The organism is uncultured Amphritea sp. (assembly GCF_937127095.1).
GTDB lineage: Bacteria > Pseudomonadota > Gammaproteobacteria > Pseudomonadales > Balneatricaceae > Amphritea.
Window position 1 is genome coordinate 1 of sequence record NZ_CAKZLP010000055.1, and the last position, 26,418, is coordinate 26,418.

The following is a 26,418-nucleotide window of genomic DNA, read 5'->3' on the forward strand; positions in this document are numbered from 1 at the left end:
GACATCAGGTCTGCCTTTCCCTAAGGAAGGGGTTGCAGCAATTAAGCGTATCGTCTGACGTAATTCTGAAAGGTATGCTTGAGACTGGGTTTCTCCCCACTGTTGCACCGTGTACTGGCGAATACCGATAATATCGGCCTGGGCATCCGGAGTGAGGCGATAGTAAGCGCCAAAGAATCAGCACCTACAATTTAGAATGTAACCGCTTCAAACTAACTCCATCAAATTCAATGTATGGAGTTCAGAATGACCAACCAAAAACGCCAAGACAACTGGCAGCAGATTATTACCCAGTGGCAGCAATCTGATCTTTCAGGTGCTGCTTTTTGTCGGCAGCAGTCCGTATCGTATCATCAGTTTTCCTATTGGCGACAAAAGCTGACAGATGACCAGATCGGTGAGTCAAAACAGCCAACAGGATTGACACGCGTCACTCAGGTCAAGGAATCCATTACCGCCAGTGAACTTGTATTGACCTTGCCAGGTGGCTTTAGCATCACCGGTCTACAGGCCAGCAACATCCATCTGCTGGGTGCTATTTTGAGGCAGTTGTGATGAAAGGTCGATACCTGCGTCCTTCCTATGCGTTGCCTGAGATCTATCTGTATCGCGTACCGATCGACTTTCGCAAACAAGCCAATGGACTGGCACTGCTCGTGGAACACGAGTTGGGACACAGCCCTTTTAGTGGGGCGCTCTATGCGTTCACCAACAGGCAGCGTAATAAGATCAAATGCCTGATGTGGGAAGACAACGGTTTTATCCTGTATTACAAAGCGTTGGCTGAAGAGAAATTCAAATGGCCAAGCCCGTCTGATGAGCTAATGTCCCTGACGGGCGAACAAATAAACTGGCTGTTAGATGGCTATGATATTACCCTGCTGAAGGGCCATAAAGCTCTGCATTATGAGACCGTTGGATAGGTTTTTTACGTGCCATAACAAGCTGTTTTTGTTATACTTTACGCATGAAAAAACCACCTGAAAACCCCGTCAAAACCCCTGATTTTAGTGGCCTTTCGGCCACCGAATTACTGTCTGTGGTTGCAGGGCTTCAGCAGCAGTTGGTTGAAAAAGAAACTGAAATCCAGAAGCGCAATGAGGTGCTCGAACAGCGTAATCAAACCGTCAAGCAACGCGATCAGTATATCCAGCTGCTTGAAGAACTCCTGCGCTGGAAACGCATCCAGCAGTTCGCTGCCAGTAGCGAGAAGTCGGCTCATCAACACCACTTATTTGATGAGGCTGAGCTTGAAGCCGAGATCGATGCACGACGAGACCAATTACCTGACGACATGGAAGAAGCCGATGCACCGCGTGAAAAGCGTAAAGCGCGTCACCGGGGCTTCTCTGAACACCTACTGCGTGAACGTATCGAACTGACACTGACCGATGCAGAGAAAGCCGGTGCCAGCAAAGTGTTCTTTACCAAGGTAAAGGAAGAGCTACAGTTTATTCCAGCTCAGTTGAAGGTACGTGAGATCTGGCAGGAAAAAGCCGTCTTCATCGAACAGGGTGAAGAACGTATTCTGGCCGCCCAACGTCCAGTTCACCCCTTAGGTAAGTGCATTGCTACTACGTCATTGCTGGCCTACATCATCACTGCAAAATATGCGGACGGCTTGCCCTTGTATCGGTTAGAGAACATCTTTAAGCGTCATGGGCACGAGATCAGCCGAACCAACATGGCTCACTGGGTGATCCGCTTAGAACAGGTGTTCAAACCACTGATCAATCTGATGCGCGAAGTACAAAACAGCAGCGACTACTTACAAGCGGATGAAACGCGGATACAAGTGCTGAAAGAAGACGGTAAAACAGCCCAATCGGATAAATGGATGTGGGTGACACGCGGAGGGCCACCGGACCATCCCTCGGTCTTGTTCGAATACGATCCCTCTCGTGCTGGCAGTGTACCCGTACGTCTATTAGATGACTTTAGCGGCATTTTACAGGCTGATGGCTATTCCGGTTATGGCCGTGTCTGTACTGAAAACAACATCACCCGCATTGGTTGCTGGGACCATGCTCGCCGCAAGTTCGTCGAGGCATCAAAAGCCGCCAAGCCCAAAGGTAAGGGCAAACAGGCTAAGCTCTCTAAAGCTGACATGGCACTGAGTTATATCAATAAGCTCTATGCCATCGAACGAGAGATAAAAGACCTGAGTGTGGCTGAGCGTTACCGCATCCGTCAGGAGTTGAGCCTGGCAAAGCTGAATGAGCTTAAGGCCTGGTTGGAAGCCAACGTCACACGCGTGCTAAAAGACTCCCTCACTCGCAAGGCGATGGAGTACACGCTTAACCAGTGGCCAACCCTTGTGGGCTACTGCGAACGTGGCGATTTACAGATCAGTAATGTCTTGGCTGAAAATGCCATCCGTCCCTTCGCTTTAGGCCGAAAAGCCTGGTTGTTTGCCGATACCCCTCAAGGGGCACGTGCCAGTGCAACCTGTTATTCATTGATTGAAACGGCTAAGGCGAATCAGCTCGAACCTGCTGCTTATATCCAGCACATCCTGGAACATATCGCTGAAGCCGAGACAGTAGAAGCACTAGAGCAACTGCTGCCATGGAATGTATCGATGGATAAAACTCCGAAAAAAGTGGCGCAATACGATTAGAGTCAAGGTGCCGATTTAGCGGCGCTTACGATTGTAATATCTCATGTACTTAGCCACATCTTGACTCATATGCTCTCGCGTTGGCTGGTAAACCTTCAGTATCCAGTCATGCTTCAGGCTACCGAAGAAACGCTCAACAACAGCGTTATCCCAACACGCTCCAACGTCCCTCATCGATGAACGCAGACCGTAACTTTTCAGCAGGCGTCGGTATTGCTTGCTGGTATATTTTGATCCTCTGTCACTGTGAAAAACCAAGCCCTTCCAAGCCCTTCTTAGGTTGACGCAGATTATTGGTATCCCCAGGTTTGGTAAATACGTTTATGATTACAATAAATGTTTTCAGTCAGTTTCTCTGAATGACTTATTGAATGATGCGAATATTGGATTTAATAAATATTCGAGAGTCGTTCTTTCTCCTAAAAGGATCATGACTTCAGCAGGCATACCAGGGTAAAGCTTAATGTTTTTGTTTTTTGATATGGACTCTTGGTCGAGCTCTACTCTTATTGAATATGCAGATGTCCGCGTAGTTTTATCATCAATTCTATCAGCAGATACATTCACCACTTTTCCATGAATAGGGAGGACTCGTCTATAGTTATATGATGTGAGCCTTATTTCAGCTTCGAGCCCTTGAGTCACGACATCAATATCGCTTGTGCTGACGAGAGCTTCTACAATAAGTGTGGCTTTTTGTGGCACGATTTCCATTAGTACTTCGCCGGGGTTGATTACTCCTCCTTTTGTGTGAAGCGATAAATTTACTACAGTGCCTTCTATTGGACTGTAGATAGATGTTCGTTCTAACATGTCCTTAGCATCTTGTAACGCAGCTTTTAACTGTAAAATCTTTATATCTAAGCTTTCTAGTTCTTGGCTAGCATCCTTAAGAAAATCTAGCTTGATATTGGCAACTTGTTGCGCAGCTTCAGAAATCTGAAGCTCGGCTCGTGCTGTTTCTGAATCGAAATCGCCAAGTTTTTTCAAGATACTTATCTGTTGAGCTTGTAGCTCAAGTTGTCTGCTTTTTGACACGTAGCCTTTTTTTAGTAGTGAACTCACCATATTTAGTTGTTCTTCTACTACTTTCAGGGATTGGCGGTCTGACTTGACCCTTGACAAGTAGCTCTCTAAATTTTTCTGAGCCTGATATTCCTTTTTCTTCGCTACATCTATTCTACCGAGTAATGACTCTTTTCTACTTAGAAATAATCTGTATTGATTTTGCATCGCTTGAACAGAGGTTTCATTCTTAGAATTGAGTTCTGACGAGAAATTTACATTAGAGTAACTGTTTACTTCGGCTTGTAATCTATTATATTTAGCCAACGCATTTGCGTATTGTGAGTACAGTTGTTGATAATTAGCTTCGTATTTTGTGTTTTTTAGTTGTACTAGTAATTGTCCTTTATTAACAAGGCTTCCTTCATCTATATATATGTTATCGACTATGCCTCCTTCAAGGTGTTGGATTTTTTTACGGCTTCCCTCGACTTCAATTGAGCCAGGTGCGATAGCTGCGCTTTGGATAGGTGCTAAAGCTAACCATGCTATAAATAGAGAAAATCCAAAGACTAGGAAGAAGACACCTAATCTGATCCACCTGTTATGCCCTTCATTTATGCTCATGCTGGTGCGCTATTTTTTGGTTTATCGATTGATTTATGCTGCTGAGAAATTTTTTCAGGTGTTTGATCGCGTTCGATTCTGCCGGAGTTCATAACAACTATTCTTGTTGTTATGTTTAAGAGGGGTGACCGGTTTGTTGAGAATATGGTTGTAAGCTGTTTCTCTTTTCTTCGTATAAATAGTTCTTTTAAAATGTTTTCTCCTGCAGGGTCTTGATATGAGTCAGGCTCATCAAGTACAAGTAACACTGGGTCCTTATATATAGCTCTGGCGAGTAGCAGCCTTTGCATTTCCCCGTGGCTGGGTTTGAATTCAGGCCCTATTGTGGTGTCATAGCCCTTCGGCCATTTTAATATAGTCTGGTGCATACCTGCTTGAATGCATGCATCTATCATATATTCATCGTCATCTCCGCTGAATCGCGAGACATTGTCCTTTATGCTGCCGCTATGAAATGCTGATTCCTGACTCATATAGCCTATGACTTGGCCGATACTGTTATTTGGCCATTGGATGTAGGTAGCGTTGTCCAGGCGTATGGTGCCAAGGGCAGGCTGTTTCAGGCCCACGCATAACTCTAAGAGTGTGGACTTACCTGACCCCGCTGAACCTACTATGCCAACACAGCTACCTGTTGTAATAGTTAGATTTATACTATGAAGAAATGGTGTTTGCGTGCCTGGGTACAGTGACATTATGCCTTGTAGCTCAAGATTCCCTTTTGGTTTTGGGAGTTTTGTTTTAGGGCTAAATAGTGCCTCGGAATACAAGTTCATTGTTTGAAGCTTTTGCCATGACTTCCATGCTATAAGCCAGGACTGAAAGCTTGTAACTGCTACCTCATATGGACCAAAGGCTCTGCCTGCCATCATTGTTGCTGCGATCATTCCGCCGGCGGTTAGTTGCTTATCAAGTACTAGGTAGGCTCCTGTTGCGATGATGACCACTTGAACCAGTAGTCTCAAGCCTTTTGAAAATGATTTTATGTTAGTCGTGTATTCTTGCTTTTTTAGTTTGCTGGAATCGCTTTTAATTTTGTTATTGTGCCAGCGGTCTACAAGAGGCGAGGCTAAACCCATGGATTTTACGTCTGCTGTGTAGGCAACTTGTCCGAAATCCGGGCTTTGCGGTATTTGTTTGCTATTTATTTGATAATTTATGAACGCCATGGTGCCAAGCAGAGCTATTGTGGCAATTGCAATTACGCCATAGAGAGGGTGTAAAAATGCTAAGATTATTACAAATATAGGAGACCAGGGAATGTCTAAAATTGTGCTAAAGCTTGAGTACAGTGTTGACTTAACATTTGCAAGATGAGAATTGAGTTTGTTGCCCTCAGTTTGTTCGGCTTCTACTAAATCTGAAAAATAGATAAGTTTGCTTATTTTGATTTCCCACTGATTCGTTGCTGCGAAGATCATTCGGCTTCTTATCCAATCCATCACGGCATATAAAAAAATGAACCATACGATAATGATGGTGAGCAAGGCGAGTGTATCCAGACTGCGGGAAGAAAGAACTCTGTCAAACACCTGAAGAGAGTATAAAGGAACAGCGAGTATGAGTAGATTGATAAACAGTGAAAAGATTAGAGCCCACTTTAGATTTTGTTTAAGATTTTTTGATGCAATCTTAAGAGCTTCATAAAGCGAAGAAGTGGTGTGAGGTTGTTCTGTATTGTGCTTAATGGCGATCTGGTTCAAGAAGTACTTCCTTGTATAGAGGGATGGGGTAATTCCATCCCTCTATGTTTGATCAAAGACTACTGCTTATGCCGGTAAGTCGGCGGACAGGTCTTCTCCGGTAGATGCATCAGTGATGTCTTCGAGTGACAGATCAGTAATGATAGTAACATGTTCTCCGCTACCTTTAGTGAAGGTATAGGAATGAAGATCAGTATTCGGGCGTTCTAAGCCAATCATTTCGAGGTAAGCTGCTTCTGCTGTTGCGTCAAGGTCGACTTCTATAACATTATAGTCTCCACCTTCATTCCAGTTTCGACCGTTTGCAATTAGCAATGAGTCGATGCCTACAGCAATAAATGTGTTGTCTGCATCGGGAGTACTAGCATCACCATCGTCCTTCGATTGGTTTAGGATCTGGTCAAGGGAGATTTTTAAGCTTACCTCGTCACCACCTGCACGATCAAAATCACCAACCAAAGCTTCAAAGCCTCTATAGGTGCCGGATGTCATGTCGACATCTACGATCTGATCACCAGAGGAGTCGCGAACCTTGAGGATATCGAAACCAGCGTCACCGGTGACTAGGATGTCGTCTTCTGTGGCAGTGATATTATCGTTTCCAAAGCCTCCGTGAATGATGTCGGCACCTAAGCCGCCATTTAAGGTGTCATCACCCATGCCACCTCTTAGAGTATCGTTGCCGTAATTTCCTTCTAGTGTATCGTCACCAGAACCGCCAAGTAGAGTGTCATCGCCTGAAAGCCCAACTAGAGTATCTGAGCCCGCATCTCCAATCAGAGTGTTAGCTGAATTTGTGCCTGATATGTAGTCGTCGCCGAACGTAGTTAGTGTTGATAGTGGAAGACTCATTTTTTTATCCCCTGGGAAGTTAAGTTATCTATGTTTATTCTTAAACAAAAATTTATATCTGTCCTTGATTGTAAATCAAGACCTTTAATGTCCCGATAACTACTTGTCATCTATCAGGCCTATAGGAGTATAACTAGCAGCCTATTGTTTGACTAGTACTTTGTTTTAAATTTCCATTAAAATATATTCGAAAATTGGCTTTTTTTTTTGTTAATGATGTGGTGGTTTTATGATTAATAGATTTAATTTTAAAAAGATCTATTAGTACGATTTAGCGGAAGTTGTTTTTTTAAGTTATTGTTTTTTGGTTGTTTTTTTGTTTTTGTTTATTGTTGTATTATATGTACTCATCACGAAGCTCATCCTGCAATGATATTTGTAATGAGTACATATATGCACTTTTTCACGTGGCTTATTTGTTTTGATTATAGGTTGTTTTTGTTTGATTATGCTATTTCTATAGAGAGCCCTGTGTCGGCATCATAGAAGTCTGTTTCAGATAGATCGGTTATAATAGTTATTTCTGAACCATCATTCTTAGTAAATGTATAAGCATTTAAGTCCAGGTTTCTAGGTGAGCCAATAAGCTCTAGGTATGCGTCTTCTGTTGCTGCATCTAGGTCTTGTGTAGTTACTTGGTATAGGCCGCTTTCATTCCATAAGTTATCGCTGTCTATTACTAGAGTCTCGATGTCTATGGCGATTAATGTGTTGGAGGTGTCTGGCGTGGTGCTTAGACCGTCATCATCATTTTCTTGTAATATGTCTTCTAGGTCTATTGTGACAGTGATAAGGGATTGCTCTGTACCTGATTCGCCAATAATAGCCTCAATGCCATTTATGGATGAGCTTGTCATGTCTAAATTGATGATTTTATCATCATTACTATCTCTTATTCTAAGAATGTCAAATCCGGCGCCTCCGTCTATGAGGAGATCGTTTTCTACAGCGGTTATATAATCGTTTCCTTCTTCGCCTATTATTGTATCTTGGCCAATCCCTCCATGCAGGGTATCGTTGCCAGATCCTCCTGATAGGGTATCATCTCCATTTCTACCGAAGATTATGTCGTCACCAGCGCCGCCGGTTAGAACATCGTTTCCGCTACGTCCATCGAGAGTGTCGTTTCCGCTATCGCCTGAAATTCGGTCATCGCCGTAGGTGCCTTTTATATTATCGTTGCCCTCAAGTGCTTTAACGCACACTCCGTCGTAACCAGGATAGGTAACTGTATCATCATTTATAGTCAACGTTATGTTCTCAGCACCAGATGGGCAGCAGCCATCGCTATTCGTGTGGTTATGGTGTCCGTAACCGTTGCCTCTGCCGTGACTTTCGTGCCCGTAACCGTGGTCTCTGCCGTGGCTGTGGTCTCTGCTGTGGTCATCGTCTCTGTCTTTGCTTTCACGTCCGAAGCTGTGTTTGCCAAAGCTATGGTGTCCAAATGATGTTTCAGTGTTATGGCTGAAGAGGCTAGAGCTAAAGAAATTGCTGAATAGGCTATGGAAGTACATTTTGGTTACCTTTTCCCTGGTTGCCAGGATTCATGTCTGATTTTTGTCGCTACAAACGCTATCAAGTGTCACTAATTTGGGACAACTATAGCTTGTTCTTTTAAAAATGTTAATTAATTTATTGTTAAGTACTCATTTTGTGGTTCGAATCATTGCTTTTTTTTATTTTGTCTGGTGAGAAACCCAAGTTGGGATGTGATGGTGAACCGAATTTGGCTATTTGAACCTGGGTGTTAATATCACCCATCGTGATGAAGGTGAAGATAGGGCGAGAGGAAGAAAGTCGAGATTGAACTTGAACTCACATGGCTTGTTTTGATCACAAATAGCCGATCATAATGATATTCGTAACGATAAATTATCAGTGATATCACCGACGGCTACAGTTGAGTCATGTCTTATTTTTATTACGATATGAGTTGCTTCAACTGCGCTGATGAGCTTTGCTGGAAAGCTTATGAGTTGGTGGTCTGTTTTGGTTGATTACTGCATTATCGTTAGTTTCAACTGTTTGATCCGGTTACAATGTAACCAATTTAAAAATTGCTGCTTATCGCTTTACAATAGGTTCTGATATGACAAATAAAGTTGCACTCATCACCGGTGTTACCGGACAGGATGGCTCTTACCTTGCAGAGTTTCTGCTGGAAAAAGGCTATGAAGTACACGGTATTAAACGACGTGCATCCTCTTTCAACACCCAGCGAGTCGATCATATTTATAAGGACCGTCATGAAGAGGACGTTAAGTTTCATCTGCATTATGGTGATTTGACGGACACCTCTAACCTGACCCGGATTATTCAGCAGGTGCAGCCGGATGAGATCTATAACCTCGGCGCGCAGTCCCATGTTGCGGTTTCGTTTGAATCACCCGAATACACCGCGGATGTTGATGCGATTGGTACGTTGCGTCTGTTGGAGGCGATTCGTTTTCTGGGGATGGAAAAGAAAACCCGTTTTTACCAAGCGTCGACGTCTGAACTCTTTGGTGAAGTGCAGGAGATTCCTCAGCGTGAAACCACGCCGTTCTATCCCCGCTCTCCTTATGCTTGCGCCAAGATGTATGCCTACTGGATCACTGTAAACTACCGTGAATCTTATGGTATGTATGCCTGTAACGGCATTTTGTTTAACCATGAATCGCCTCGCCGCGGTGAAACCTTCGTTACCCGTAAGATTACCCGGGCAATTGCCAATATCAGCCAGGGTTTAGAGAAGTGTCTCTATCTGGGAAATATGGATGCGCTCCGAGACTGGGGCCATGCGAAAGACTACGTGCGGATGCAGTGGATGATGTTGCAACAGGACCATGCTGAAGACTTTGTTATCGCCACCGGCAAACAGATCTCTGTACGTGAGTTTGTGCGTATGTCGGCTGCGGAAGTGGGTATTACCCTTGAGTTTAAAGGGGAAGGCATAGAAGAGTATGCAGTGGTTGCTGGCATCGAGAGTGAAAATGCCCCTGCGCTGAGCGTGGGCGATGTTATTGTTCGCGTTGACCCTAAATACTTCCGTCCTGCTGAAGTTGAAACTCTGCTGGGAGATCCTTCCAAAGCGAAAGAGAAACTGGGCTGGACACCGGAGATCACCGTTGAAGAGATGTGTGCCGAGATGGTTGTTAATGATCTGAACAAAGCGAAACAGCACGCCCTGCTGAAAAAGCATGGTTATGACGTTAATGTTGTTTTAGAGCATTAAGAGCTTTTGGTAAGAGCGTTTTACCACAGTACCCAAAGGACATGCTAAGGGCACTGAGATCCACAGAGAAGGTTTTTTGGTAAGTCCGTTTTATGGTTGCTTTCCCTCAGAGTTCTCGGTGGTGAATATAAGGGGTTTAAATGAAAAATATTTTCGTGGCGGGCCATAACGGGATGGTGGGTTCGGCTATCTGTCGGCAGCTGGCGGCTGATGAATCGGTTGAGGTGGTGACGGCCGGGCGGGCTCAGCTGGATCTGTTGTCTCAGGCGGATGTTGCCCGTTTCTTTAATGAGCATAAGTTCGATCAGGTGTATCTGGCTGCGGCTAAGGTGGGCGGGATCTGGGCGAATAATGAATACCCGGCGGAGTTTATTTTTCAGAATCTTACGATTCAGAATAACGTGATTCACTCCGCGTATCAGTCCGGTGTTAAGAAGCTGTTATTTCTCGGGTCTTCCTGTATCTATCCAAAGCTGGCAGAACAGCCGATGCAGGAGAGTGCTTTGCTAACCGGTATTCTGGAGTCGACCAATGAGCCTTATGCCATCGCTAAAATTGCCGGTATTAAGATGTGTGAATCTTATAACCGTCAGTATGGTGTGGATTACCGCAGTGTGATGCCGACCAATCTGTATGGTGAGAATGATAACTTTCACCCGGAAAACTCCCATGTTATTCCTGCGCTGATGCGCCGCTTCCATGAGGCGAAACTGGCCAACGATGCTGAGGTGGTTGTCTGGGGCACCGGTACGCCGATGCGTGAGTTCCTGCATGTGGATGATATGGCGGCTGCGTCTGTATTTGTGATGAATGCCGATGTTGAGACTTATCAAGCCAACACCGAAACCATGTTGTCGCATCTGAATGTCGGTACCGGTGAGGATTGCACCATCGCCGAGATGGCGCTGACTATGGCGGATGTTGTTGGGTTTGTAGGCAGGGTTGTGTTTGATTCAACCAAGCCGGATGGTACTCCCCGTAAGCTGATGGATGTCAGCAAGCTGAATGCCCTGGGCTGGAAATATTCCATCAGCCTGAAAGAAGGACTGGCAATGACCTATGAGTGGTTCTTGCAGCATCAGGATGATTTTAGGAAATAAAATCAGAGTTTATCTGGGGCTTTATCGCGACGGGGTAGTCGGAGGACATGCTAGCGTCGCTCCCACAGGTATAGCTGTTGCATATTGCTTTTGTAAGAGGCGCGCTGGCATGCTCTCTGGGTACTTCGCGGCGATTTGATGATGGGTGATTGCCTAAGATTTTTTCGGCACGGGGGCGTGCCTCCCACAAAGGCAAAAAAGGTTCAAAATGATGAATAGATTTTTATCCTCAGATGATTTCCGTCTGATAGTCGATTCTACGCCGTTGATCTCTATCGACCTGGTTGTAAAAGATTCTGATGGAAAAGTCTTGCTGGGTAAGCGGTTGAATAAACCAGCCAAAGGGTATTGGTTTGTGCCGGGTGGGCAGGTGTTGAAGAATGAAACCCTGGTGAATGCGTTTATGCGTTTGACGGAGGCCGAGATTGGCGTTAAAACTCCGATTCAGAATGCCCGTTATCTTGGTCTGTATGAGCATTTTTATGATGACAGTGCGATGGGGGATGATGTGTCTACCCATTATGTCGTTAATGCGTTTGTAATAGAATTAAACGAGTCTGTTGCTGGTCTTCCTGTAGAGCAGCACAGTGATTATCAGTGGTTATCTGAAACTGAGTTGTTAGCGGCGGCTGATGTGCATATCCACTCTAAGTGGTATTTCATGAACGAAAAAGGATATTCCGTATGATTCCTGTCATTATGGCTGGGGGCTCTGGCACCCGACTGTGGCCACTTTCCCGTACTCAGTATCCTAAGCAGTTTCTGGCGTTGAATAGTGATCTTTCCATGCTGCAGGAGACTGTCCGGCGGTTAGGCGGTGTGAGCCAGGTTAGCCTGATCTGTAACGAAGAACACCGCTTTCTCGCTGCCGAGCAGATGCGGGTTTTGAATCAATCCTGTTCTATCTTTCTTGAACCGGTGGGCCGAAATACTGCCCCGGCCATCGCCCTCGCGGCTATTGATGCTGTGAATAAAGGGTTGGGCGGTGAGTGTCTGTTGGTGCTGGCCGCGGATCATGTGATTGAAGATGAGCATGCCTTTCAGCAGGTGATCGCTCAGGCTGAGCCCCTGGCGAAAGAGGGGATGCTGGTTACTTTTGGTATTGTGCCTCAGCACCCTGAAACGGGTTATGGGTATATTAAAGCCGATGTCAGTTCTCCGGCCTCTGAGGCCAAGGGTGAAGAGCATACAGCTTACTCTGTTTCTGCGTTTGTCGAGAAGCCTGATCTGGCGACGGCTGAATCCTATCTGACTGAGGGTGGGTATTACTGGAACAGCGGTATGTTTATGTTCCGGGCGGACCGTTTTCTGGAAGAGCTGGGTAAGTTCCGTCCTGATATTCTTGAAGCCTGTCAAAAGGCGATGGTTAATACTGCAGCGGATATGGATTTTGTCCGGGTTGATGCGGAGGCTTTTTCCGCCTGTCCGGATGAGTCTGTCGATTATGCGGTGATGGAGAAGACGGACCGCGCCGTTGTACTACCGCTGGACGCTGGCTGGAGTGATGTCGGTAGCTGGGCTGCACTCTGGGAGATTAAGGACAAGGACTCCAGTGGTAACGTGTTTGATGGCGATGTTATTGCCCACGGTACGACCGAATCTTTTGTTATGTCTTCCAATCGTCTGGTGACCACGCTGGGTGTGGATAACCTGATTATTGTTGATACCCCTGATGCTTTGTTAGTAGCGGATAAAAGCAAGATTCAGGATGTTAAGAAGATCGTTGCTGAGATTAAGGATGCGGGTCGCAATGAAACTTTCCAGCACCGGGAAGTTTACCGCCCCTGGGGTAAGTATGACTCGATTGATCTGGGTGAACGCTATCAGGTAAAACGCATCACGGTTAAGCCTGGGGCTCGTCTGTCCGTTCAGAAACACCACCACCGCGCAGAACACTGGATTGTGGTGAGTGGCACCGCCATGGTCACCAGGGGTAAAGAAACCTTCCTGGTAACTGAAAACCAGTCTACCTACATTCCTTTAGGTGAGATTCACTGCCTGGAAAACCCGGGTAAGGTAGAACTGGAGCTGATAGAGATACAGTCAGGCTCCTACCTGGGTGAAGACGATATCGTGCGGTTGGAAGACCAGTATGGTAGGGCTTAATTCTTTGTAGGAGGCGTGCTGGTATGCCCTCCGGGTACCTCGCGGCGATGGTTTGGTGGTTTAGCCGGGCTTAAATCGCGACGGGGCGTCGCTCCCACAGGTGTAGCTGTTGCATATTGCTCTAGTGGGAGGCGCGCCCTCGCGGCGATAAGAATTAAATCATCTGTTTCTGTTTAAGCAACTCGATGACTTTGTCGGCAGCTTCTTCAGGCGTCATTTCGACCGTTTTCAGGTTGAGTTCTGGCTGTTGTGGCGCTTCGTAGGGTGAGTCGATGCCGGTGAAGTTTTTCAGCTCGCCACGGCGGGCTTTCTTATACAGGCCTTTGACATCACGGTCTTCTGCGACTTCAAGAGGGGTGTTTACATAGATTTCTATAAACTCACCCTCTTCCAGCATATCTCTGGCCATCTTTCTTTCCGCTCTGAACGGCGAGATGAAAGAGGACAGTACGATAAGTCCGGCATCAATCATCAGCTTGGACACTTCGGCGATACGACGGATGTTTTCAACCCGGTCCTGATCGGTAAAGCCGAGATCATTATTCAGGCCGTGACGGACGTTGTCACCATCTAGCAGGTAGGTGTGGTGTCCCGCAGCCAGCAGTTTCTGTTCGACCAGGTCAGCGATAGTGGATTTGCCTGAACCGGATAAGCCAGTTAGCCAGATAACGCACGGTTTCTGGGTTTTCAGCGCGGCGCGAACCTCTTTGTTCACTTCGGTATGCTGCACGGTGATGTTGGTGCTGCGGCGAAGGGCAAAGTTGATCAGACCTGCGCCGACGGTGTTGTTGGTCATCCGGTCGATAAGGATAAAACTGCCGGTATCACGGTTGGCTTTGTAAGAATCGAAAGCGATATCCTGATCCAGGCTGATATTGCATTCGCCGATACCATTCAGTTCCAGCTTCTTGGCCGCCAGGTGTTCCATCGTATTGACGTTAACCTGGTGCTTGATATCGGTGATTGAGGCGGTGACCGTTTTGGTGCCGATCTGCATCAGATAAGTACGGCCGGGCATCAACGGTTCTTCGTGCATCCAGATGATGGTGGTTTCGAACTGTTTACCGATGGAGGCTGGTTCTTCCGCTGAGGTGATCATGTCACCACGGGAGATGTCGATCTCATCATTCAGTGTGAGGGTGATGGACTGACCTGCAACTGCCCGGTCAAGATTGCCGTCGTAGGTAGAGATGGTTGCAACGGTGCTCTCTTTGCCGGATGGCAGGGTGCGGATGCGGTCACCGGGTTTTACAATGCCGCTGGCCAGCTGACCAGAGAAGCCGCGGAAGTCCAGGTTGGGACGGTTGACCCATTGTACCGCCATACGGAACGGTTCTTTCTGCATCAGCTCATCATCGACCTGGACGGTTTCAAGGTAACCCATCAGGGTGGTGCCGTGATACCAGGTCATGTTGTTGCTTGGCTCGGTGATGTTGTCACCGGCTAACGCAGACATTGGGATAAAGGTGGTTTCATTAATACCGATCTGTTTGGCGAACGCGGTATAGTCATCTTTGATCTGGTTGTAGGTCTTTTCAGAGTAATCCACCAGATCCATTTTGTTGATCGCAACCACAATGTGAGGAATGCCGATCAGGGATGCCAGATAGGTGTGGCGACGGGTTTGGGTGAGGATGCCGCGGCGGGCATCAACCATCAGAATCGCTACGTCAGCGGTCGAAGCACCGGTGACCATATTGCGGGTGTACTGCTCATGTCCGGGGGTGTCGGCAACGATAAACTTACGCTTATCGGTAGAGAAAAAGCGGTACGCCACATCGATGGTGATGCCCTGTTCGCGCTCTGCGGCCAGACCATCAACCAGCAATGCGAAGTCGATATTATCGCCCTGGGTACCGTATTTTTTAGATTCAGCTTCAACTGCGGCCAGCTGGTCTTCGAACAGTAGTTTTGATTCGAACAGCAGACGGCCGATCAGGGTGCTTTTTCCATCGTCAACGCTGCCGCAGGTGATAAAGCGCAGCAGACTTTTCTGTTCGTGGTCTTTGAGATATTGAACGATATCTTCGGATATCATGTCTGATGAATGTGCCATTAGAAGTAACCCTCCTGCTTTTTCTTCTCCATTGATGCGGCGGAATCGTGGTCGATCATCCGGCCCTGACGTTCAGATGTTTTGGTCAGCAGCATCTCCTGGATGATGGCTGGCAGGGTGTCTGCTTCAGACTCAACCGCGCCGGTGAGCGGGTAGCAACCCAGTGTTCTGAAACGCACCATTTTCATCATAGGGACTTCATTCGGTTTCAGTGGCATACGCTCATCGTCAACCATGATCAGTGTGCCATCACGTTCAACGACCGGGCGTTCAGCCGACAGGTAGAGCGGCACAATCGGTATCTGTTCCAGGTGGATGTACTGCCAGATATCCAGCTCTGTCCAGTTGGATAGCGGGAATACCCGGATCGATTCGCCGGGACGTTTATTGGCATTGTAGTTTTTCCACAGCTCGGGACGCTGGTTTTTCGGGTCCCAACGGTGATCGGCGGTACGGAAGGAGAAGATGCGCTCTTTGGCGCGGGACTTTTCCTCATCGCGGCGAGCGCCACCAAAGGCAACATCAAATTTGAATTTATTCAGTGCCTGCTTGAGACCTTCGGTTTTCATGATATCAGTATGCAGCGCCGACCCATGAGTAAACGGGTTGATATCTTTCTCAACACCTTCTGGGTTCATGTAGGTGATCAGCTCGACACCTAGTTTTTCCACTAGTTCATCCCTGAAAGTATACATATCGCGGAATTTCCAGCCGGTATCAACATGCAGCAGAGGGAATGGGGGTTTTGATGGGTGAAATGCCTTCATCGCCAGATGCAGCATCACAGCGCTGTCTTTGCCGATGGAATAAAGCATGACCGGGTTATCTGCTTTGGAAACGACTTCGCGCATTATTTGAATGCTTTCCGCTTCCAGTCTCTGTAGGTGTGTTAATGCCATCGTGTTCCTCACATATGACTGAGTGTGTTCGTGTTTAACAGCGGCTGGCGTTGGTGCCCATATGGCGCTGCGCGGCGATGTTGCATAGGTTAATAGAGTGATTTGTGACTGGTTTGCCAGCCATTGCTGAATATCGTTATGTCGGTTGAGTGAAACGCTATGAAAAGACAGTAAGATCTCTGACTTTTGCTGAGCACTCAGCCGCTCGAGAAAACGAATAATGGTGGTGCTGTCGGGCTTATCGGTGGTCGTTAGCCAGAAAAGCTTGCCTCTGAAATCCTGAGCGTAGATAAAATACCCAATGATATTCTCTGCTTTTAGCGTGGCGATCCCGCCCTTCAGAACTTTGCGTTTCTTTGCGGTGGTTGCTGCGCTTTCCTGAGTGCTGAAAAAATCCGGGTGATGCTGGCTTAGCCACTCATTCGCTGATTCAGTTTTATCAGTAGAGGAGGGGGCTGTGATGCCCCACTCTTTGATATAGCGATTGACGGTTTTGGCCGATAAGGGGTGCTGGTGTGTGTGGAACCACTCTATGACAGCCTGGCTATCCCAGAGCCCGCCCTCATCAGGTGGCGTGGTCAGCATAAACTTCAGACACTCGTTCGGTGAGCCTGGGCCTGACGCCGAACTCTTTGGTCTTCCTCGCTTACCGGTGTTTATGGCATCCCATCCACCCGCTATAAAACGTTTATGGGCTGAAATGATGGTTGGGTTCGATAATCCTGTTTTTTGCTTGATCGTGGCAAGGGTGTCTCCGCTAAGACGCAACTGTACCGCTTTTTTTCGCAGTTTATCGAGCGCTGTAGGTGATAGTTTCTTGCCATTCATTATCAATTTCCCGTATAAGAATTGTGATCATACAAAATTAACGGTATGCTGACAAATATTCTTTGTTAAACATTAAGTGTCTTAATCTGATTTTGTGAAGCGAATGGTTTTATAATTGGACGACACGAACTAAAAAAGTCGGAATATGGATTTTTCAGCCGGGTTAACACTCTTTCTCCTTGTTTCAGTGCTTTTGCTACTGGTGTTTAGTCACGTTGCCGCGGATATGATTTTGATGGCTGCCATGGGTGTGCTGATTATATCTAAGGTGCTCACACCTGCTGAAGCGTTGGCGGGATTCTCCAATGCCGGCGTTATCACGATTGCGGCTTTCTACGTGATCGCCGCAGGACTGAAAGAGACTGGCGCGGTGCGCTGGATCGGACAACTATTACTGGGTTCACCAGAGAGTGAAAAGAAAGCTCTGCTTCGCGTTATCATGCCCTCTGCGTTGTTAAGCGCGTTTATGAATAATACCGCTGTTGTCGCCATGTTTATTCCTGCTGTTCAGGACTGGTCACGACGGATTAAAATTCCGGTTTCAAAACTGCTATTGCCTCTCAGCTATGCGGCCATTCTTGGTGGTACCTGCACTTTGATCGGCACCAGTACCAACTTGGTGGTGGATGGTTTGTTGCAGGCGAAAACCGGGATTGCCCTGGGAATGTTCGATCTGGCCTGGGTGGGTGTGCCGGTGCTGCTGATTGCGAGTGGGCTGATTATACTGTTAGCCCCCTGGGTACTACCGGATCGAAAAGGTGTGGTTGAGCAGCTTGAGTCTGCCCGGGAATACGTTGTTGAGCTGCTGGTCAGCCCCGGAGGCCCTATTGTCGGTAAAACGGTGGTGCAGGCGGGGCTGCGACAGTTAACCTATGGTTATCTGGTGGATATCAAGCGGCGAGGACAGCTGCTGACAGCGGTCTCACCTGACGTGGTGCTGGAAGCTGATGATGTGCTGGTGTTTATTGGTGCCCCCGAGAGTGCTCATGAGCTTCGCGGGGTGCGTGGGCTTGTACCGCCGCATGGAGATCTTGAAAAGCTGGATATCGCCGTACAGGAGCGTTGTCTTGTTGAAGCGGTTATTGGCCCTGAGTTTTTTGGCCTTGATCAGACCATTCGTGAGTCTCGTTTTCGTAGCCGTTTCCGCGCTGCTATTCTATCGGTGTGTCGTCAGGGGCATCGTCTGGACGGAAAGATTGGTGATATCCGCTTACAGATGGGCGATACCCTGTTGATGGAAGCCAGCGATGATTTTGTCAGCCAATATCGTTCCCGAAGGGACTTTCTGCTAGTTAGTGCACTAAATGAGTCAACACCACCGGACTTTGATAAGGCGCCGATCGCCATCGGTACACTCCTGTTGATGGTATTCGCCAGCGCGGCAGGTTTTGTTTCAATTCTGGAAGCCTCGATCGTTGCTGCAGGGTTAATGCTGGCAACCCGCTGTGTATCGGTTTCCCGGGCTCGACGTAACGTTGATCTGTCGGTTTTGATTGTGATTGCTTCATCCTTTGCCCTGGGTGCTGCTATGGTGAAAACCGGCAACGCCCGTATGCTTGCTGAGGGGTTACTGTTCTCGGATGCGATCAGCCCCTGGCAGGCACTGATACTGATGTATGTGATCACGGTTGTTGTCACCGAACTGATCACCAACAATGCTGCCGCTGTGCTAATGTTTCCGGTGGCGATGTCTCTGGCAGAACAGTTGGGTGTTAGTTACATGCCTTTTGTTATTGCGGTTATGTTTGCCGCCTCTGCTAGTTTTATTACGCCATTAGGTTATCAAACCAATCTGATGGTCTATGGTCCGGGGGGCTATCGTTTTACCGATTATGCCCGGCTGGGAATACCGCTTAGTCTGACGGCGGGTGGGGTTTCGCTTGCGCTGATTCCACTGGTCTGGCCGTTTTAAAGGCTAATGATGTAATAGCGACTTATTTAAAAGCTTACTTTAAAGAGAGAAGGACGCCATGTTTAACAACTCGGATATTATTGCGCTGGCCAAAAAAGCGGGTGATGCCATTATGGATATCTATCAACGGGATTTTGCCATATCTGAGAAGAGTGACGAAAGCCCTTTAACCGAAGCGGATCTGGCCTCTCATCACTGTATCGTCGATGGTTTGAAGCTGCTGACTCCTGATATTCCGGTGCTGTCTGAAGAGTCCGGTGCAAATGAGCATCAGGATCGGTTGTCATGGCAAACGTACTGGCTGATCGATCCGCTGGATGGTACTAAAGAGTTTATTAAGAAAAACGGTGAGTTTACCGTCAATATTGCGCTGATCGATCAGGGTAAAGCCGTCTTTGGTGTTGTCTATGCGCCTGCGCTTGAAGTGACCTATTGGGGTGATGCCGAAGGTGCTTTTAAAGAGTTGGGTGGGCAGGTGACGCCAATTCGGGTCTCTGAGATTCCCGCTGATAATGCTGTCTGGCGGGTTGTCGGTAGCCGCTCGCATCAGTCTGATGAGTTTAAAGCGTTTGTTAAAGGCTTGCCGGAAACCGAAGTGGTGTCGATGGGGAGTTCTTTGAAGCTCTGTCTGGTTGCTGAGGGTGCCGCTGACATTTATCCGCGTCTGGGCTTAACCAGTGAGTGGGACACTGCGGCTGCGCATGCAGTTGTTGAGGCTGCTGGTGGGCAGGTGCTGCAATATCCAGAGCTGACGCCGCTGTTATACAACACGCGTCCTGATACATTGTTGAACCCGTTCTTTATTGTCTGTGCTGATAAGTCGGATAAGTGGGCTTAAATAATTAATCGCGACGGGTATGGTGTTTTTGTAGGAGGTGTGCCCTCACGCCGCTAATGCTAGGTCATCGCGACGGGGTACCCAGAGGGCATACTAGCGTCGCTCCTACAAAACCCCTACCTTGTGGGAGGCGCGCCCTCGCGGCGATTATTTGACCTGGTGCCTATTGATGGTTTTATCGCGACGAGGGCGTCGCTCCCACGGTTAATGATGACAATTGTGGGAGGCGTGCCCTCACGGCGATTGTTTGGTTATGGTGGTTCAATCGCGACGAGGTACCCAGAGGGCATGCTAGCGTCGCTCGCTACAGGATGATGTTTTTGTAGGAGGCGTTCCCCCACGCCGAATAAGCTAGGTCATCGCGACGGGTATGGTGCTTTTACCCCTGAAAAGGTTTTTTACGAGGAAAATATATGGCAATTCTGGTTACTGGCGGAGCCGGGTACATCGGTTCTCATACTGTGGTGATGCTGCTGGAGGCGGGTTATGAGGTGGTGGCGCTGGATAATCTCTGTAACAGCCATCCGGAGGTTTTTAACCGGATAGAAAGCATTACCGGTAAGCGGCCTGTCTTTGTTGAAGGCGATATCCGAGACCGGGCCTGTCTGGATGCATTGTTTGCTGGATATACGATTGAGTCGGTTATCCATTTTGCGGGCCTGAAAGCGGTGGGTGAGAGCTCCAGAATTCCGCTTGAATATTACCAGAACAATTTTTATGGCTCAGTTGTTCTCTGTGAGGCGATGGCTGCTGCCGGAGTGAAAAAGCTGGTATTCAGCTCATCCGCAACGGTTTACGGTGAAGATGCGCCAGTCCCCTATGAAGAAAGTATGCTGCGGGGGAAAACATCCAACCCCTATGGCAGCTCCAAGGCGATGGTCGAGCTGATGCTCACGGATCTGTGTGTATCTGACCCGGAATGGTCCGTTGCCCTATTGCGTTATTTTAATCCTATTGGTGCCCATCCCAGTGGTCTGATAGGGGAGGACCCTCAGGGGATTCCGAATAATCTGATGCCGTTTATCAGTCAGGTGGCGGTCGGTAAGCGTGAACAGTTATCTATTTTTGGTAATGATTATGGCACCCCTGATGGCACCTGCGTGCGTGATTATCTGCATGTGATGGATCTGGCGGAAGGTCATCTTAAGTCACTCGGTTGCCTGGACCAGTCAGGCACGCACATTTATAACCTGGGTACCGGAAATGGGCTGTCGGTACTGCAAATGGTTAACAGCTTTATTGCGGTAACCGGGGTGGTTATTCCCTATCAGTTTGCGCCGCGACGCGATGGTGATCTGCCCGCTTTCTGGGCGGATGCCAATAAGGCAAACAGGGAGCTTGGCTGGAGTACCCGTTATTCGCTGGAAGATATGATGCAGGATACCTGGAAGTGGCAATCGCAGAACCCTGAGGGGTATCGGTAAGGGTTCCTCGGTTTAATCGCAATGGGTATGATGCTGTTGTAGGAGGCGTGCTAGCGTCGCTCGTTACAAGATGTTGGTTTTAAACCATCCCCATATACCCAGAGAGAAGCCTGGAAAAAGGTCTATTCCGGCAGCGGATTTGATCAGGTACAAAGTCAGAAGCCCCAACAGCGTTGAGACAGTTAGAAATGTTAATAGGAAAAAGGCCTGGATAAAGGCTGCTGTTTTTTTCTCGGCTCTACTCAGCTCCCGTCGGTTACGGCCCAGCAGAATTACAAAGTAGTAGCGCCAGCTCCATATTTTGAGTGTGCCGCGAATATCAACGGGATGTTTTCCCCATTTACGTGCCCCAAAAGCGATTTTCAGGGCTGACAACTGTTCTTGCGTGAAGGTGTGCCGAATATCTTCAGGTAAACGTTTGAGTAAACCCTCTTCGAACCAATCTTTTGTCGTTTCTTCTTCCATGGATATTCTTTGCTGGTTCTAATGGAGTCAGTATCTGGGATGCTTGAGTATAGAAGAGCACTTGCTTGTCCGAAGCCTCAGGATTAGGAACATCGAACAAGCGGAGTGTTCAGGATTGGCTCTTATGCCCGTAACAGCGCTAAAAGCTCATCAGTTTTGCTTTGCATCAGTGCTTCATCACCACGGGTTTCGACATTCAGGCGGACAACCGGTTCGGTGTTGGATGAGCGCAGGTTGAAGCGCCATTCACCCATGTCGAGGCTGATGCCGTCGGTGTAATCGATCGCCTTTGCATCATCCTTGTAAGTGTCCAGAACGCGTTCTATGGCCGCTTTAGGGTCTTCCAGCTTGCTGTTGATCTCACCGGGTGAGGGGTATTTGGTAATTCGATCATCAACCAGTTGGGATAACGTCTTTCCTTTGTTGCTGATCAGCTCTGCAACCAGTAACCACGGCACCATGCCGCTATCGCAGTAGAAGAAGTCGCGGAAGTAGTGGTGGGCGCTCATCTCGCCGCCGTATACGGCGTCTTCTTCGCGCATTCTCTCTTTGATAAAGGCATGTCCGGTTTTGCTCTGGATCGCTTTACCACCACTCGCTTCAACGATATCCAGTGTGTTCCAGGTCAGCCGGGGGTCGTGGATAATCGCTGCGCCAGGATTTTTTACCAGGAACGCTTCTGCCAGTAGGCCAACGATATAATAGCCTTCAATAAAGCGGCCATTTTCATCAAACAGGAAACAGCGGTCAAAGTCGCCATCCCAGGCGATACCCATATCCGCTTTATGTTCCAGCACGGCTGCGATGGTGTCAGCGCGATTCTCTTCCAGAATCGGATTGGGGATGCCATTCGGAAAGGTGCCGTCTGGCTGGTGGTGTACTTTAATAAATTCGACCGGGACAGACGCCGCTTTAAACTGTGTTTCCAGTGCATCGATAACATGCCCGGCAACACCGTTACCGGCGTTTACAACCAGCTTCATTGGCTTGAGTGCTTGCAGATCGATATAGCCTTCAAGGTGTTCGATATAGGCCGCCAGGGTATCCACTGACGTGTAGCTGCCTCGGTTTGCCTCATCGGGAGCGGAAAATTTGTTTTCACGGGCCAACTGTTCGATATCGTTCAGTCCAGTATCTCCGCTGATAGGACGTGAGCCCTGGCGAACCAGTTTCATGCCGTTATAATCTTCAGGGTTGTGACTTGCGGTCACGACTATTCCACCATCGGTTTTCAGATGGGCAGTGGCGAAGTAGATCTCTTCTGTGCCACATAAACCGATATCTAGAACGTTGACGCCGGAATCTCTGAGGCCATTTGCCAAAGCCAGTTTCAGTGATTCAGTGGACAAGCGCATATCACCGCCGACAACAACCGTTTCAGGCTTTAAGAACTCCGCATAAGCGCGTCCGATGCGATAGGTAAGATCTTCATCCAGCTGAGTGCCAAGCTGGCCGCGGATATCATAAGCTTTGAAACAGGCTAGTTTGCTCATTATGGCTTCTCTGAAGTTTGTAAGTTTGATGAATTTGAAAAAAAGTGCCGGCTAATCCGCCAGGCGAGCCAGGGTAGAAAGATGATGGCAATGCCTGTCAGATTGGCATACATATCGTAAAGCGAAAAGTGTCGGTGTGGTAAAAACCATTGCTGAATAAATTCTGCGCTGCAAGCCAGCACGATTAAGCTGACAATAAACAGCTGAATAATCTTGCGAGACAAAGCCCAGATGCCAGCGAAAGTCATTGCTGAAAAGCCAGCGAAATGACCAAACTTATCTGACTGATCGAAAAGCTGTGGTGGCGGTGTTTGACGAAACAACCCATAGAGCAGGCCTGCCGCACAGAGGCTGAAGATAGTCTTGCGCAGCATCAGCGGCCTACACCTATGTAGGTAAAACCATACATTTCAAGAGCTTCCCGGTCGAATATATTGCGCCCATCAATAATCAGAGGCATACGCATCTCTTGTAACAATTTCTCGTAATCGGGTGACCAGTATTCAGGCCATTCTGTAACGACCAACAGGGCATCTGCAGCGGTTATTGCATCATAGGGGTTGTTGCAGAAATGAATGGATGGCTCGTCAGTGTAATACTTTTGCAGGTTGCTCAGGGCTTCGGGGTCATGAACTTTAACAGTGACGCCCTGTGCCAGCAGCGCGTCGATAATTTTCAGGCTTGGCGCGTTATCTATACTGGCGGTACCTGGTTTAAAAGAGGCGCCCCAAACAGCGATAGTTTTATTGGTCAGGTCACACTGGTAGTGTTGCCATAGCTTTTTGAATAACAGCTCTTTCTGAGTTTCATTTTCAGAAATGACGGTTTTGAGCAGCGAGTTTTGGCCCCGTTTTTCAAAAATATCAGAGAAGCGGGCGATGTTCTGGTTAAAGTTTTGTCCACCAAAACCACAGCCAGGCGCCAGGTAGTGGCTACCAATTCGTGGGTCTGCTCCCATGCCTTCCCTGATGGTGTCGATATCGACATCCATCTGATCCGCGAGATTTGCCAGTTCGTTAATATAACCGATACGGATCGCCAGCATTCCGGTGATTGCCAGTTTAGTGAACTCAGCTTCCCGGCTGCTCATTAACAACAGGTGCTCAATGTTCTGCAGAAATGGGCGAATTAACGAGCGGGTCATGGTGATCGCCCAGTTATTATCGCTGCCAATGGTGATGCGCTTAGGCTGACTGAACCCTTGCAGAGCCTTACCTTCCTGAAGATTGTTCGGTATGTAAACGACCACCTGATTGGCGTCCTCATTGAGAATGCTCTGGAGTTGTTCGGTTGCGCCAACGCCAAAATTGCACTGGTTTATAATGAGCAGATTTTGCGGAACGGCTTGTTCCAGTCCGCGGATAATCTGTTGTGCGCCCTGAAATTCATTATGTTCCAGGGCTAGCCAGTGGATATCGGTCTCACACTCTTCTGCCCCGGTTCGTTTGAGCCTGCCTACCTCCATCTGCAGTTGAATCTGATCCAGAAGGCCCGGCTCGTCACGCAGTGCTGAAATATCTTGGAGGGGTTTTTTCAGCTGAGTTTCTGGCCCCTCTATCAGGACATCGTTACCTGCTTTGGCCAGACTTGCAGCCGCTACCCACGCAGTCAGGTCAGCACCGTATACTTTAACCTTCATGACTTATCCTCCTGACGCTGTTGCTGTACAAACCGAATGAGCCCGGCAGTTGAGCTGTCCGTTGTTGCTGCTGAAGGGTTAGCGAGCTGATCCAGCAGTGACGTTGCGACCTGTTTGCCCAGCTCAACACCCCATTGATCGAACGGGTTTATCTCCCAGATAACCGATTGCACGTAAACTTTATGTTCGTACATGGCGATCAGCGCGCCAAAACTTTCAGGCGTGAGCTCATCGATCATGATCGTTGTACTTGGCTGATTGCCGCGATAACGCTTATGCGATGGGGCGTTGACAGCATCCTCAAGTACGCTGTCCCCCAGTGCCAGCAACCTTGACTGAGCCAGACAGTTAGCGAGCGCTAACTGATGCTGAGCCTTAAGCTCATCACCATGCTCCTGATAGCGCAGCGCAGGGGCAATAAAGTCACACATCACGGATTCGGTACCCTGATGCAGCAGTTGGTAAAATGCATGCTGTGCATTCGGGCCTAGTTCGCCCCAGAGGATTGGGCAGGTAGCGTAGTTTAGCTTTTCACCCTTCAGGGTGACACTCTTGCCATTACTTTCCATCTCGAGCTGTTCGAGATAAGCAGGCAGGTGCTGAAGTCGCCCATCGTAGGGCAGAATTGCATGGGCGTGAATATTGAGGAAGTTAATGTTCCAGATACCAACCATTGCCAGCAATACCGGAAGGTTCTCGGTCAAAGGAGCGGAGCGAAAGTGGGTATCCATATCATGCGCGCCAGCCAGGAGCCTGCGAAAATTGGCATTGCCTGTTTGCAAGGCGATCGCCATACCGATCGCAGACCACATTGAGTAACGTCCGCCGGTCCAGTCCCAGAAATGCAGCTGGTTTTTTTCCGGGATGCCCCATTCGGAGGCTTTGGCAGGACTGGCTGTTACACCAATAAAGTGATGTTGGCTGATGAGTTCAACGGGCAATCCACTGGCGTTTACCAGCCACTCACGGGCAGTATTAGAGTTCGCAAGAGTGTCAATAGTGGAAAAAGATTTTGATGAGACGATAAACAGGGTAGAGGCCGGATCAATCTGGTTCAGCAAACGTGCCAGCTGACTGCCATCCATGGAGGAGACAAAGTGTAGTTCAATGTCGCGAATCTCATCTGTGGTAAACAGGTTTAGTGCCCGGCAGGTCATTAGTGGGCCAAGGTCAGAGCCGCCGACACCAATATTAACCACGGTTTTAATGGGGCTGCCGTCATAGCCGCGCCATTGGCCGTTATGAATCTGTTCGACCAGTGCTTCCATCTGTTCCAGAGAGCTGTGAATCTCTTCTGAGATATCAACGCCCTGTAATATCAGAGGCGTCTCTTTCGGCTGGCGCAGAGCGGTATGCAGGGCAGGCCGGTTTTCAGAGGTGTTGACCAGCTCACCCGTGAACAGTGCTTCTATCTTTTGCGGCAACTCTTGCTGTTCGGCTAGCTTAATCAGCTGCTGTAGCGTGTCATTAGTGATACGCTGCTTGGCAAAGTCAGCCAGGCAGTGGGCTGCACTGAAACTGAACTTTTCGAAACGATGAGCATCTTCAGCAAACATATCTTTAAGATGTGTGTCGCGGACTTCATCTGCATGTCTCTTCAGTGCCAGCCAGGCCGGGGATTGATCAATCGTCATAAT

22 protein-coding genes and 2 pseudogenes are annotated in these 26,418 nt (G+C 48.1%); 10 read left to right on the top strand and 14 right to left on the bottom strand.

Annotated elements, in window-relative coordinates; all coding sequences use genetic code 11:
* Window positions 1–150: pseudogene (locus Q0499_RS13390) on the bottom strand (type II toxin-antitoxin system RelE/ParE family toxin); the annotation flags it as partial.
* A 96-nt stretch (window positions 151–246) separates the two neighbouring features.
* Between Q0499_RS13390 and Q0499_RS13395 the strand changes: the two are divergent.
* The 3 genes from Q0499_RS13395 to Q0499_RS13405 are packed head-to-tail and all read left to right on the top strand — an operon-like array spanning window position 247 to window position 2,620.
* Window positions 247–555, top strand: coding sequence for an IS66 family insertion sequence element accessory protein TnpB (locus Q0499_RS13395; RefSeq protein WP_299200223.1), 309 nt, complete (start codon window positions 247–249; stop codon window positions 553–555).
* Window positions 555–923, top strand: coding sequence for an IS66 family insertion sequence element accessory protein TnpB (gene tnpB / locus Q0499_RS13400; RefSeq protein ID WP_299200225.1), 369 nt, complete (start codon window positions 555–557; stop codon window positions 921–923). Before Q0499_RS13395 ends, tnpB begins: the two co-directional genes overlap by 1 nt.
* 44 nt (window positions 924–967) lie before the next feature.
* A complete protein-coding gene (locus Q0499_RS13405) occupies window positions 968–2,620 on the top strand; it encodes an IS66 family transposase (RefSeq protein ID WP_299200227.1) in 1,653 nt (550 codons plus the stop codon).
* A gap of 21 nt (window positions 2,621–2,641) precedes the next feature.
* On the opposite strand, the pseudogene Q0499_RS13410 reads toward Q0499_RS13405, so the two are convergent.
* The 6 genes and pseudogenes from Q0499_RS13410 to Q0499_RS13435 form a co-directional block, all read right to left on the bottom strand.
* Window positions 2,642–2,902: pseudogene (locus Q0499_RS13410) on the bottom strand (integrase core domain-containing protein); the annotation flags it as partial.
* 60 nt (window positions 2,903–2,962) lie between these two features.
* On the bottom strand, window positions 2,963–4,252 hold the full coding sequence (locus Q0499_RS13415) for an HlyD family type I secretion periplasmic adaptor subunit (RefSeq protein WP_299200229.1): 1,290 nt from the start codon (window positions 4,250–4,252) through the stop codon (window positions 2,963–2,965).
* A complete protein-coding gene (locus Q0499_RS13420) occupies window positions 4,249–5,955 on the bottom strand; it encodes an ATP-binding cassette domain-containing protein (RefSeq protein ID WP_299200231.1) in 1,707 nt (568 codons plus the stop codon). The genes Q0499_RS13415 and Q0499_RS13420 overlap by 4 nt, the downstream gene beginning before the upstream one ends.
* A 66-nt stretch (window positions 5,956–6,021) precedes the next feature.
* The gene (locus tag Q0499_RS13425; protein ID WP_299200233.1) at window positions 6,022–6,807 is read right to left on the bottom strand and encodes a calcium-binding protein; all 786 of its coding nucleotides are present in this window, start codon (window positions 6,805–6,807) and stop codon (window positions 6,022–6,024) included.
* Between the two features lie 446 nt (window positions 6,808–7,253).
* Window positions 7,254–8,057 (bottom strand): hypothetical protein, encoded by an 804-nt coding sequence (locus tag Q0499_RS13430; protein ID WP_299200235.1) that lies wholly within the window; start codon window positions 8,055–8,057, stop codon window positions 7,254–7,256.
* Between the two features lie 2 nt (window positions 8,058–8,059).
* On the bottom strand, window positions 8,060–8,194 hold the full coding sequence (locus Q0499_RS13435) for a hypothetical protein (protein WP_299200236.1): 135 nt from the start codon (window positions 8,192–8,194) through the stop codon (window positions 8,060–8,062).
* A 702-nt stretch (window positions 8,195–8,896) separates the two neighbouring features.
* Between Q0499_RS13435 and gmd the strand changes: the two genes are divergently transcribed.
* The 4 genes from gmd to Q0499_RS13455 all read left to right on the top strand — a co-directional run bounded on the left by gmd (window position 8,897) and on the right by Q0499_RS13455 (window position 13,227).
* The gene (gene gmd, locus Q0499_RS13440; RefSeq protein ID WP_299200238.1) at window positions 8,897–10,021 is read left to right on the top strand and encodes a GDP-mannose 4,6-dehydratase; all 1,125 of its coding nucleotides are present in this window, start codon (window positions 8,897–8,899) and stop codon (window positions 10,019–10,021) included.
* A gap of 140 nt (window positions 10,022–10,161) precedes the next feature.
* The gene (locus tag Q0499_RS13445) at window positions 10,162–11,121 is read left to right on the top strand and encodes a GDP-L-fucose synthase (RefSeq protein ID WP_299200239.1); all 960 of its coding nucleotides are present in this window, start codon (window positions 10,162–10,164) and stop codon (window positions 11,119–11,121) included.
* Window positions 11,122–11,332: 211 nt separating this feature from the next.
* Complete coding sequence (locus Q0499_RS13450; protein WP_299200240.1) at window positions 11,333–11,809, top strand: GDP-mannose mannosyl hydrolase; 477 nt, start codon at window positions 11,333–11,335, stop codon at window positions 11,807–11,809.
* Window positions 11,806–13,227 carry a mannose-1-phosphate guanylyltransferase/mannose-6-phosphate isomerase gene (locus tag Q0499_RS13455; RefSeq protein WP_299200241.1) on the top strand — a complete coding sequence of 474 codons (1,422 nt, stop codon included), beginning with the start codon at window positions 11,806–11,808 and terminating at the stop codon, window positions 13,225–13,227. The genes Q0499_RS13450 and Q0499_RS13455 overlap by 4 nt, the downstream gene beginning before the upstream one ends.
* A 154-nt stretch (window positions 13,228–13,381) precedes the next feature.
* On the opposite strand, the gene cysN is transcribed toward Q0499_RS13455, so the two are convergent.
* The gene (cysN, locus tag Q0499_RS13460) at window positions 13,382–15,283 is read right to left on the bottom strand and encodes a sulfate adenylyltransferase subunit CysN (RefSeq protein WP_299200242.1); all 1,902 of its coding nucleotides are present in this window, start codon (window positions 15,281–15,283) and stop codon (window positions 13,382–13,384) included.
* On the bottom strand, window positions 15,283–17,010 hold the full coding sequence (gene cysD / locus Q0499_RS13465) for a sulfate adenylyltransferase subunit CysD (RefSeq protein WP_363317800.1): 1,728 nt from the start codon (window positions 17,008–17,010) through the stop codon (window positions 15,283–15,285). Before cysD ends, cysN begins: the two co-directional genes overlap by 1 nt.
* Window positions 17,011–17,155: 145 nt before the next feature.
* On the opposite strand from cysD, the gene Q0499_RS13470 reads away from it, so the two are divergent.
* The 3 genes from Q0499_RS13470 to galE all read left to right on the top strand — a co-directional run bounded on the left by Q0499_RS13470 (window position 17,156) and on the right by galE (window position 21,184).
* Window positions 17,156–18,922 (top strand): SLC13 family permease, encoded by a 1,767-nt coding sequence (locus tag Q0499_RS13470; RefSeq protein ID WP_299200243.1) that lies wholly within the window; start codon window positions 17,156–17,158, stop codon window positions 18,920–18,922.
* A gap of 58 nt (window positions 18,923–18,980) precedes the next feature.
* Window positions 18,981–19,760, top strand: a complete 780-nt coding sequence (cysQ, locus tag Q0499_RS13475; protein ID WP_299200244.1) for a 3'(2'),5'-bisphosphate nucleotidase CysQ — start codon at window positions 18,981–18,983, stop codon at window positions 19,758–19,760.
* A gap of 413 nt (window positions 19,761–20,173) precedes the next feature.
* On the top strand, window positions 20,174–21,184 hold the full coding sequence (gene galE, locus Q0499_RS13480; RefSeq protein WP_299200246.1) for a UDP-glucose 4-epimerase GalE: 1,011 nt from the start codon (window positions 20,174–20,176) through the stop codon (window positions 21,182–21,184).
* Window positions 21,185–21,247: 63 nt separating this feature from the next.
* Here the strand turns inward: galE and Q0499_RS13485 are convergent, their stop codons facing one another.
* From Q0499_RS13485 to pgi, 5 genes are all read right to left on the bottom strand, one after another.
* On the bottom strand, window positions 21,248–21,649 hold the full coding sequence (locus Q0499_RS13485) for a 3-phosphoshikimate 1-carboxyvinyltransferase (protein WP_299200247.1): 402 nt from the start codon (window positions 21,647–21,649) through the stop codon (window positions 21,248–21,250).
* A 122-nt stretch (window positions 21,650–21,771) separates the two neighbouring features.
* Window positions 21,772–23,142: a phosphomannomutase CpsG gene (locus tag Q0499_RS13490; RefSeq protein WP_299200248.1), complete on the bottom strand. Its 1,371-nt coding sequence runs from the start codon at window positions 23,140–23,142 to the stop codon at window positions 21,772–21,774.
* Window positions 23,142–23,516 (bottom strand): VanZ family protein, encoded by a 375-nt coding sequence (locus Q0499_RS13495; RefSeq protein WP_299200249.1) that lies wholly within the window; start codon window positions 23,514–23,516, stop codon window positions 23,142–23,144. Before Q0499_RS13495 ends, Q0499_RS13490 begins: the two co-directional genes overlap by 1 nt.
* On the bottom strand, window positions 23,516–24,781 hold the full coding sequence (locus Q0499_RS13500; RefSeq protein WP_299200250.1) for a nucleotide sugar dehydrogenase: 1,266 nt from the start codon (window positions 24,779–24,781) through the stop codon (window positions 23,516–23,518). The genes Q0499_RS13495 and Q0499_RS13500 overlap by 1 nt, the downstream gene beginning before the upstream one ends.
* Window positions 24,778–26,415 carry a glucose-6-phosphate isomerase gene (pgi, locus tag Q0499_RS13505; RefSeq protein WP_299200251.1) on the bottom strand — a complete coding sequence of 546 codons (1,638 nt, stop codon included), beginning with the start codon at window positions 26,413–26,415 and terminating at the stop codon, window positions 24,778–24,780. Before pgi ends, Q0499_RS13500 begins: the two co-directional genes overlap by 4 nt.
* Window positions 26,416–26,418 lie beyond the last annotated feature (3 nt).

Bases quoted from the DNA above. Each gene is read 5' to 3' on its own strand.
- Q0499_RS13495 (WP_299200249.1), bottom strand. From the start codon at position 23,516: ATGCTGCGCAAGACTATCTTCAGCCTCTGTGCGGCAGGCCTGCTCTAT.
- Q0499_RS13470 (WP_299200243.1), top strand. From the start codon at position 17,156: ATGGATTTTTCAGCCGGGTTAACACTCTTTCTCCTTGTTTCAGTGCTT.
- galE (WP_299200246.1), top strand. From the start codon at position 20,174: ATGGCAATTCTGGTTACTGGCGGAGCCGGGTACATCGGTTCTCATACT.
- cysQ (WP_299200244.1), top strand. From the start codon at position 18,981: ATGTTTAACAACTCGGATATTATTGCGCTGGCCAAAAAAGCGGGTGAT.
- pgi (WP_299200251.1), bottom strand. From the start codon at position 26,415: ATGACGATTGATCAATCCCCGGCCTGGCTGGCACTGAAGAGACATGCA.
- Q0499_RS13500 (WP_299200250.1), bottom strand. From the start codon at position 24,781: ATGAAGGTTAAAGTATACGGTGCTGACCTGACTGCGTGGGTAGCGGCT.
- Q0499_RS13485 (WP_299200247.1), bottom strand. From the start codon at position 21,649: ATGGAAGAAGAAACGACAAAAGATTGGTTCGAAGAGGGTTTACTCAAA.
- Q0499_RS13455 (WP_299200241.1), top strand. From the start codon at position 11,806: ATGATTCCTGTCATTATGGCTGGGGGCTCTGGCACCCGACTGTGGCCA.
- Q0499_RS13445 (WP_299200239.1), top strand. From the start codon at position 10,162: ATGAAAAATATTTTCGTGGCGGGCCATAACGGGATGGTGGGTTCGGCT.
- Q0499_RS13450 (WP_299200240.1), top strand. From the start codon at position 11,333: ATGAATAGATTTTTATCCTCAGATGATTTCCGTCTGATAGTCGATTCT.
- gmd (WP_299200238.1), top strand. From the start codon at position 8,897: ATGACAAATAAAGTTGCACTCATCACCGGTGTTACCGGACAGGATGGC.
- Q0499_RS13415 (WP_299200229.1), bottom strand. From the start codon at position 4,252: ATGAGCATAAATGAAGGGCATAACAGGTGGATCAGATTAGGTGTCTTC.
- cysD (WP_363317800.1), bottom strand. From the start codon at position 17,010: ATGAATGGCAAGAAACTATCACCTACAGCGCTCGATAAACTGCGAAAA.
- Q0499_RS13425 (WP_299200233.1), bottom strand. From the start codon at position 6,807: ATGAGTCTTCCACTATCAACACTAACTACGTTCGGCGACGACTACATA.
- cysN (WP_299200242.1), bottom strand. From the start codon at position 15,283: ATGGCACATTCATCAGACATGATATCCGAAGATATCGTTCAATATCTC.
- tnpB (WP_299200225.1), top strand. From the start codon at position 555: ATGAAAGGTCGATACCTGCGTCCTTCCTATGCGTTGCCTGAGATCTAT.
- Q0499_RS13435 (WP_299200236.1), bottom strand. From the start codon at position 8,194: ATGACCACAGCAGAGACCACAGCCACGGCAGAGACCACGGTTACGGGC.
- Q0499_RS13395 (WP_299200223.1), top strand. From the start codon at position 247: ATGACCAACCAAAAACGCCAAGACAACTGGCAGCAGATTATTACCCAG.
- Q0499_RS13405 (WP_299200227.1), top strand. From the start codon at position 968: ATGAAAAAACCACCTGAAAACCCCGTCAAAACCCCTGATTTTAGTGGC.
- Q0499_RS13490 (WP_299200248.1), bottom strand. From the start codon at position 23,142: ATGAGCAAACTAGCCTGTTTCAAAGCTTATGATATCCGCGGCCAGCTT.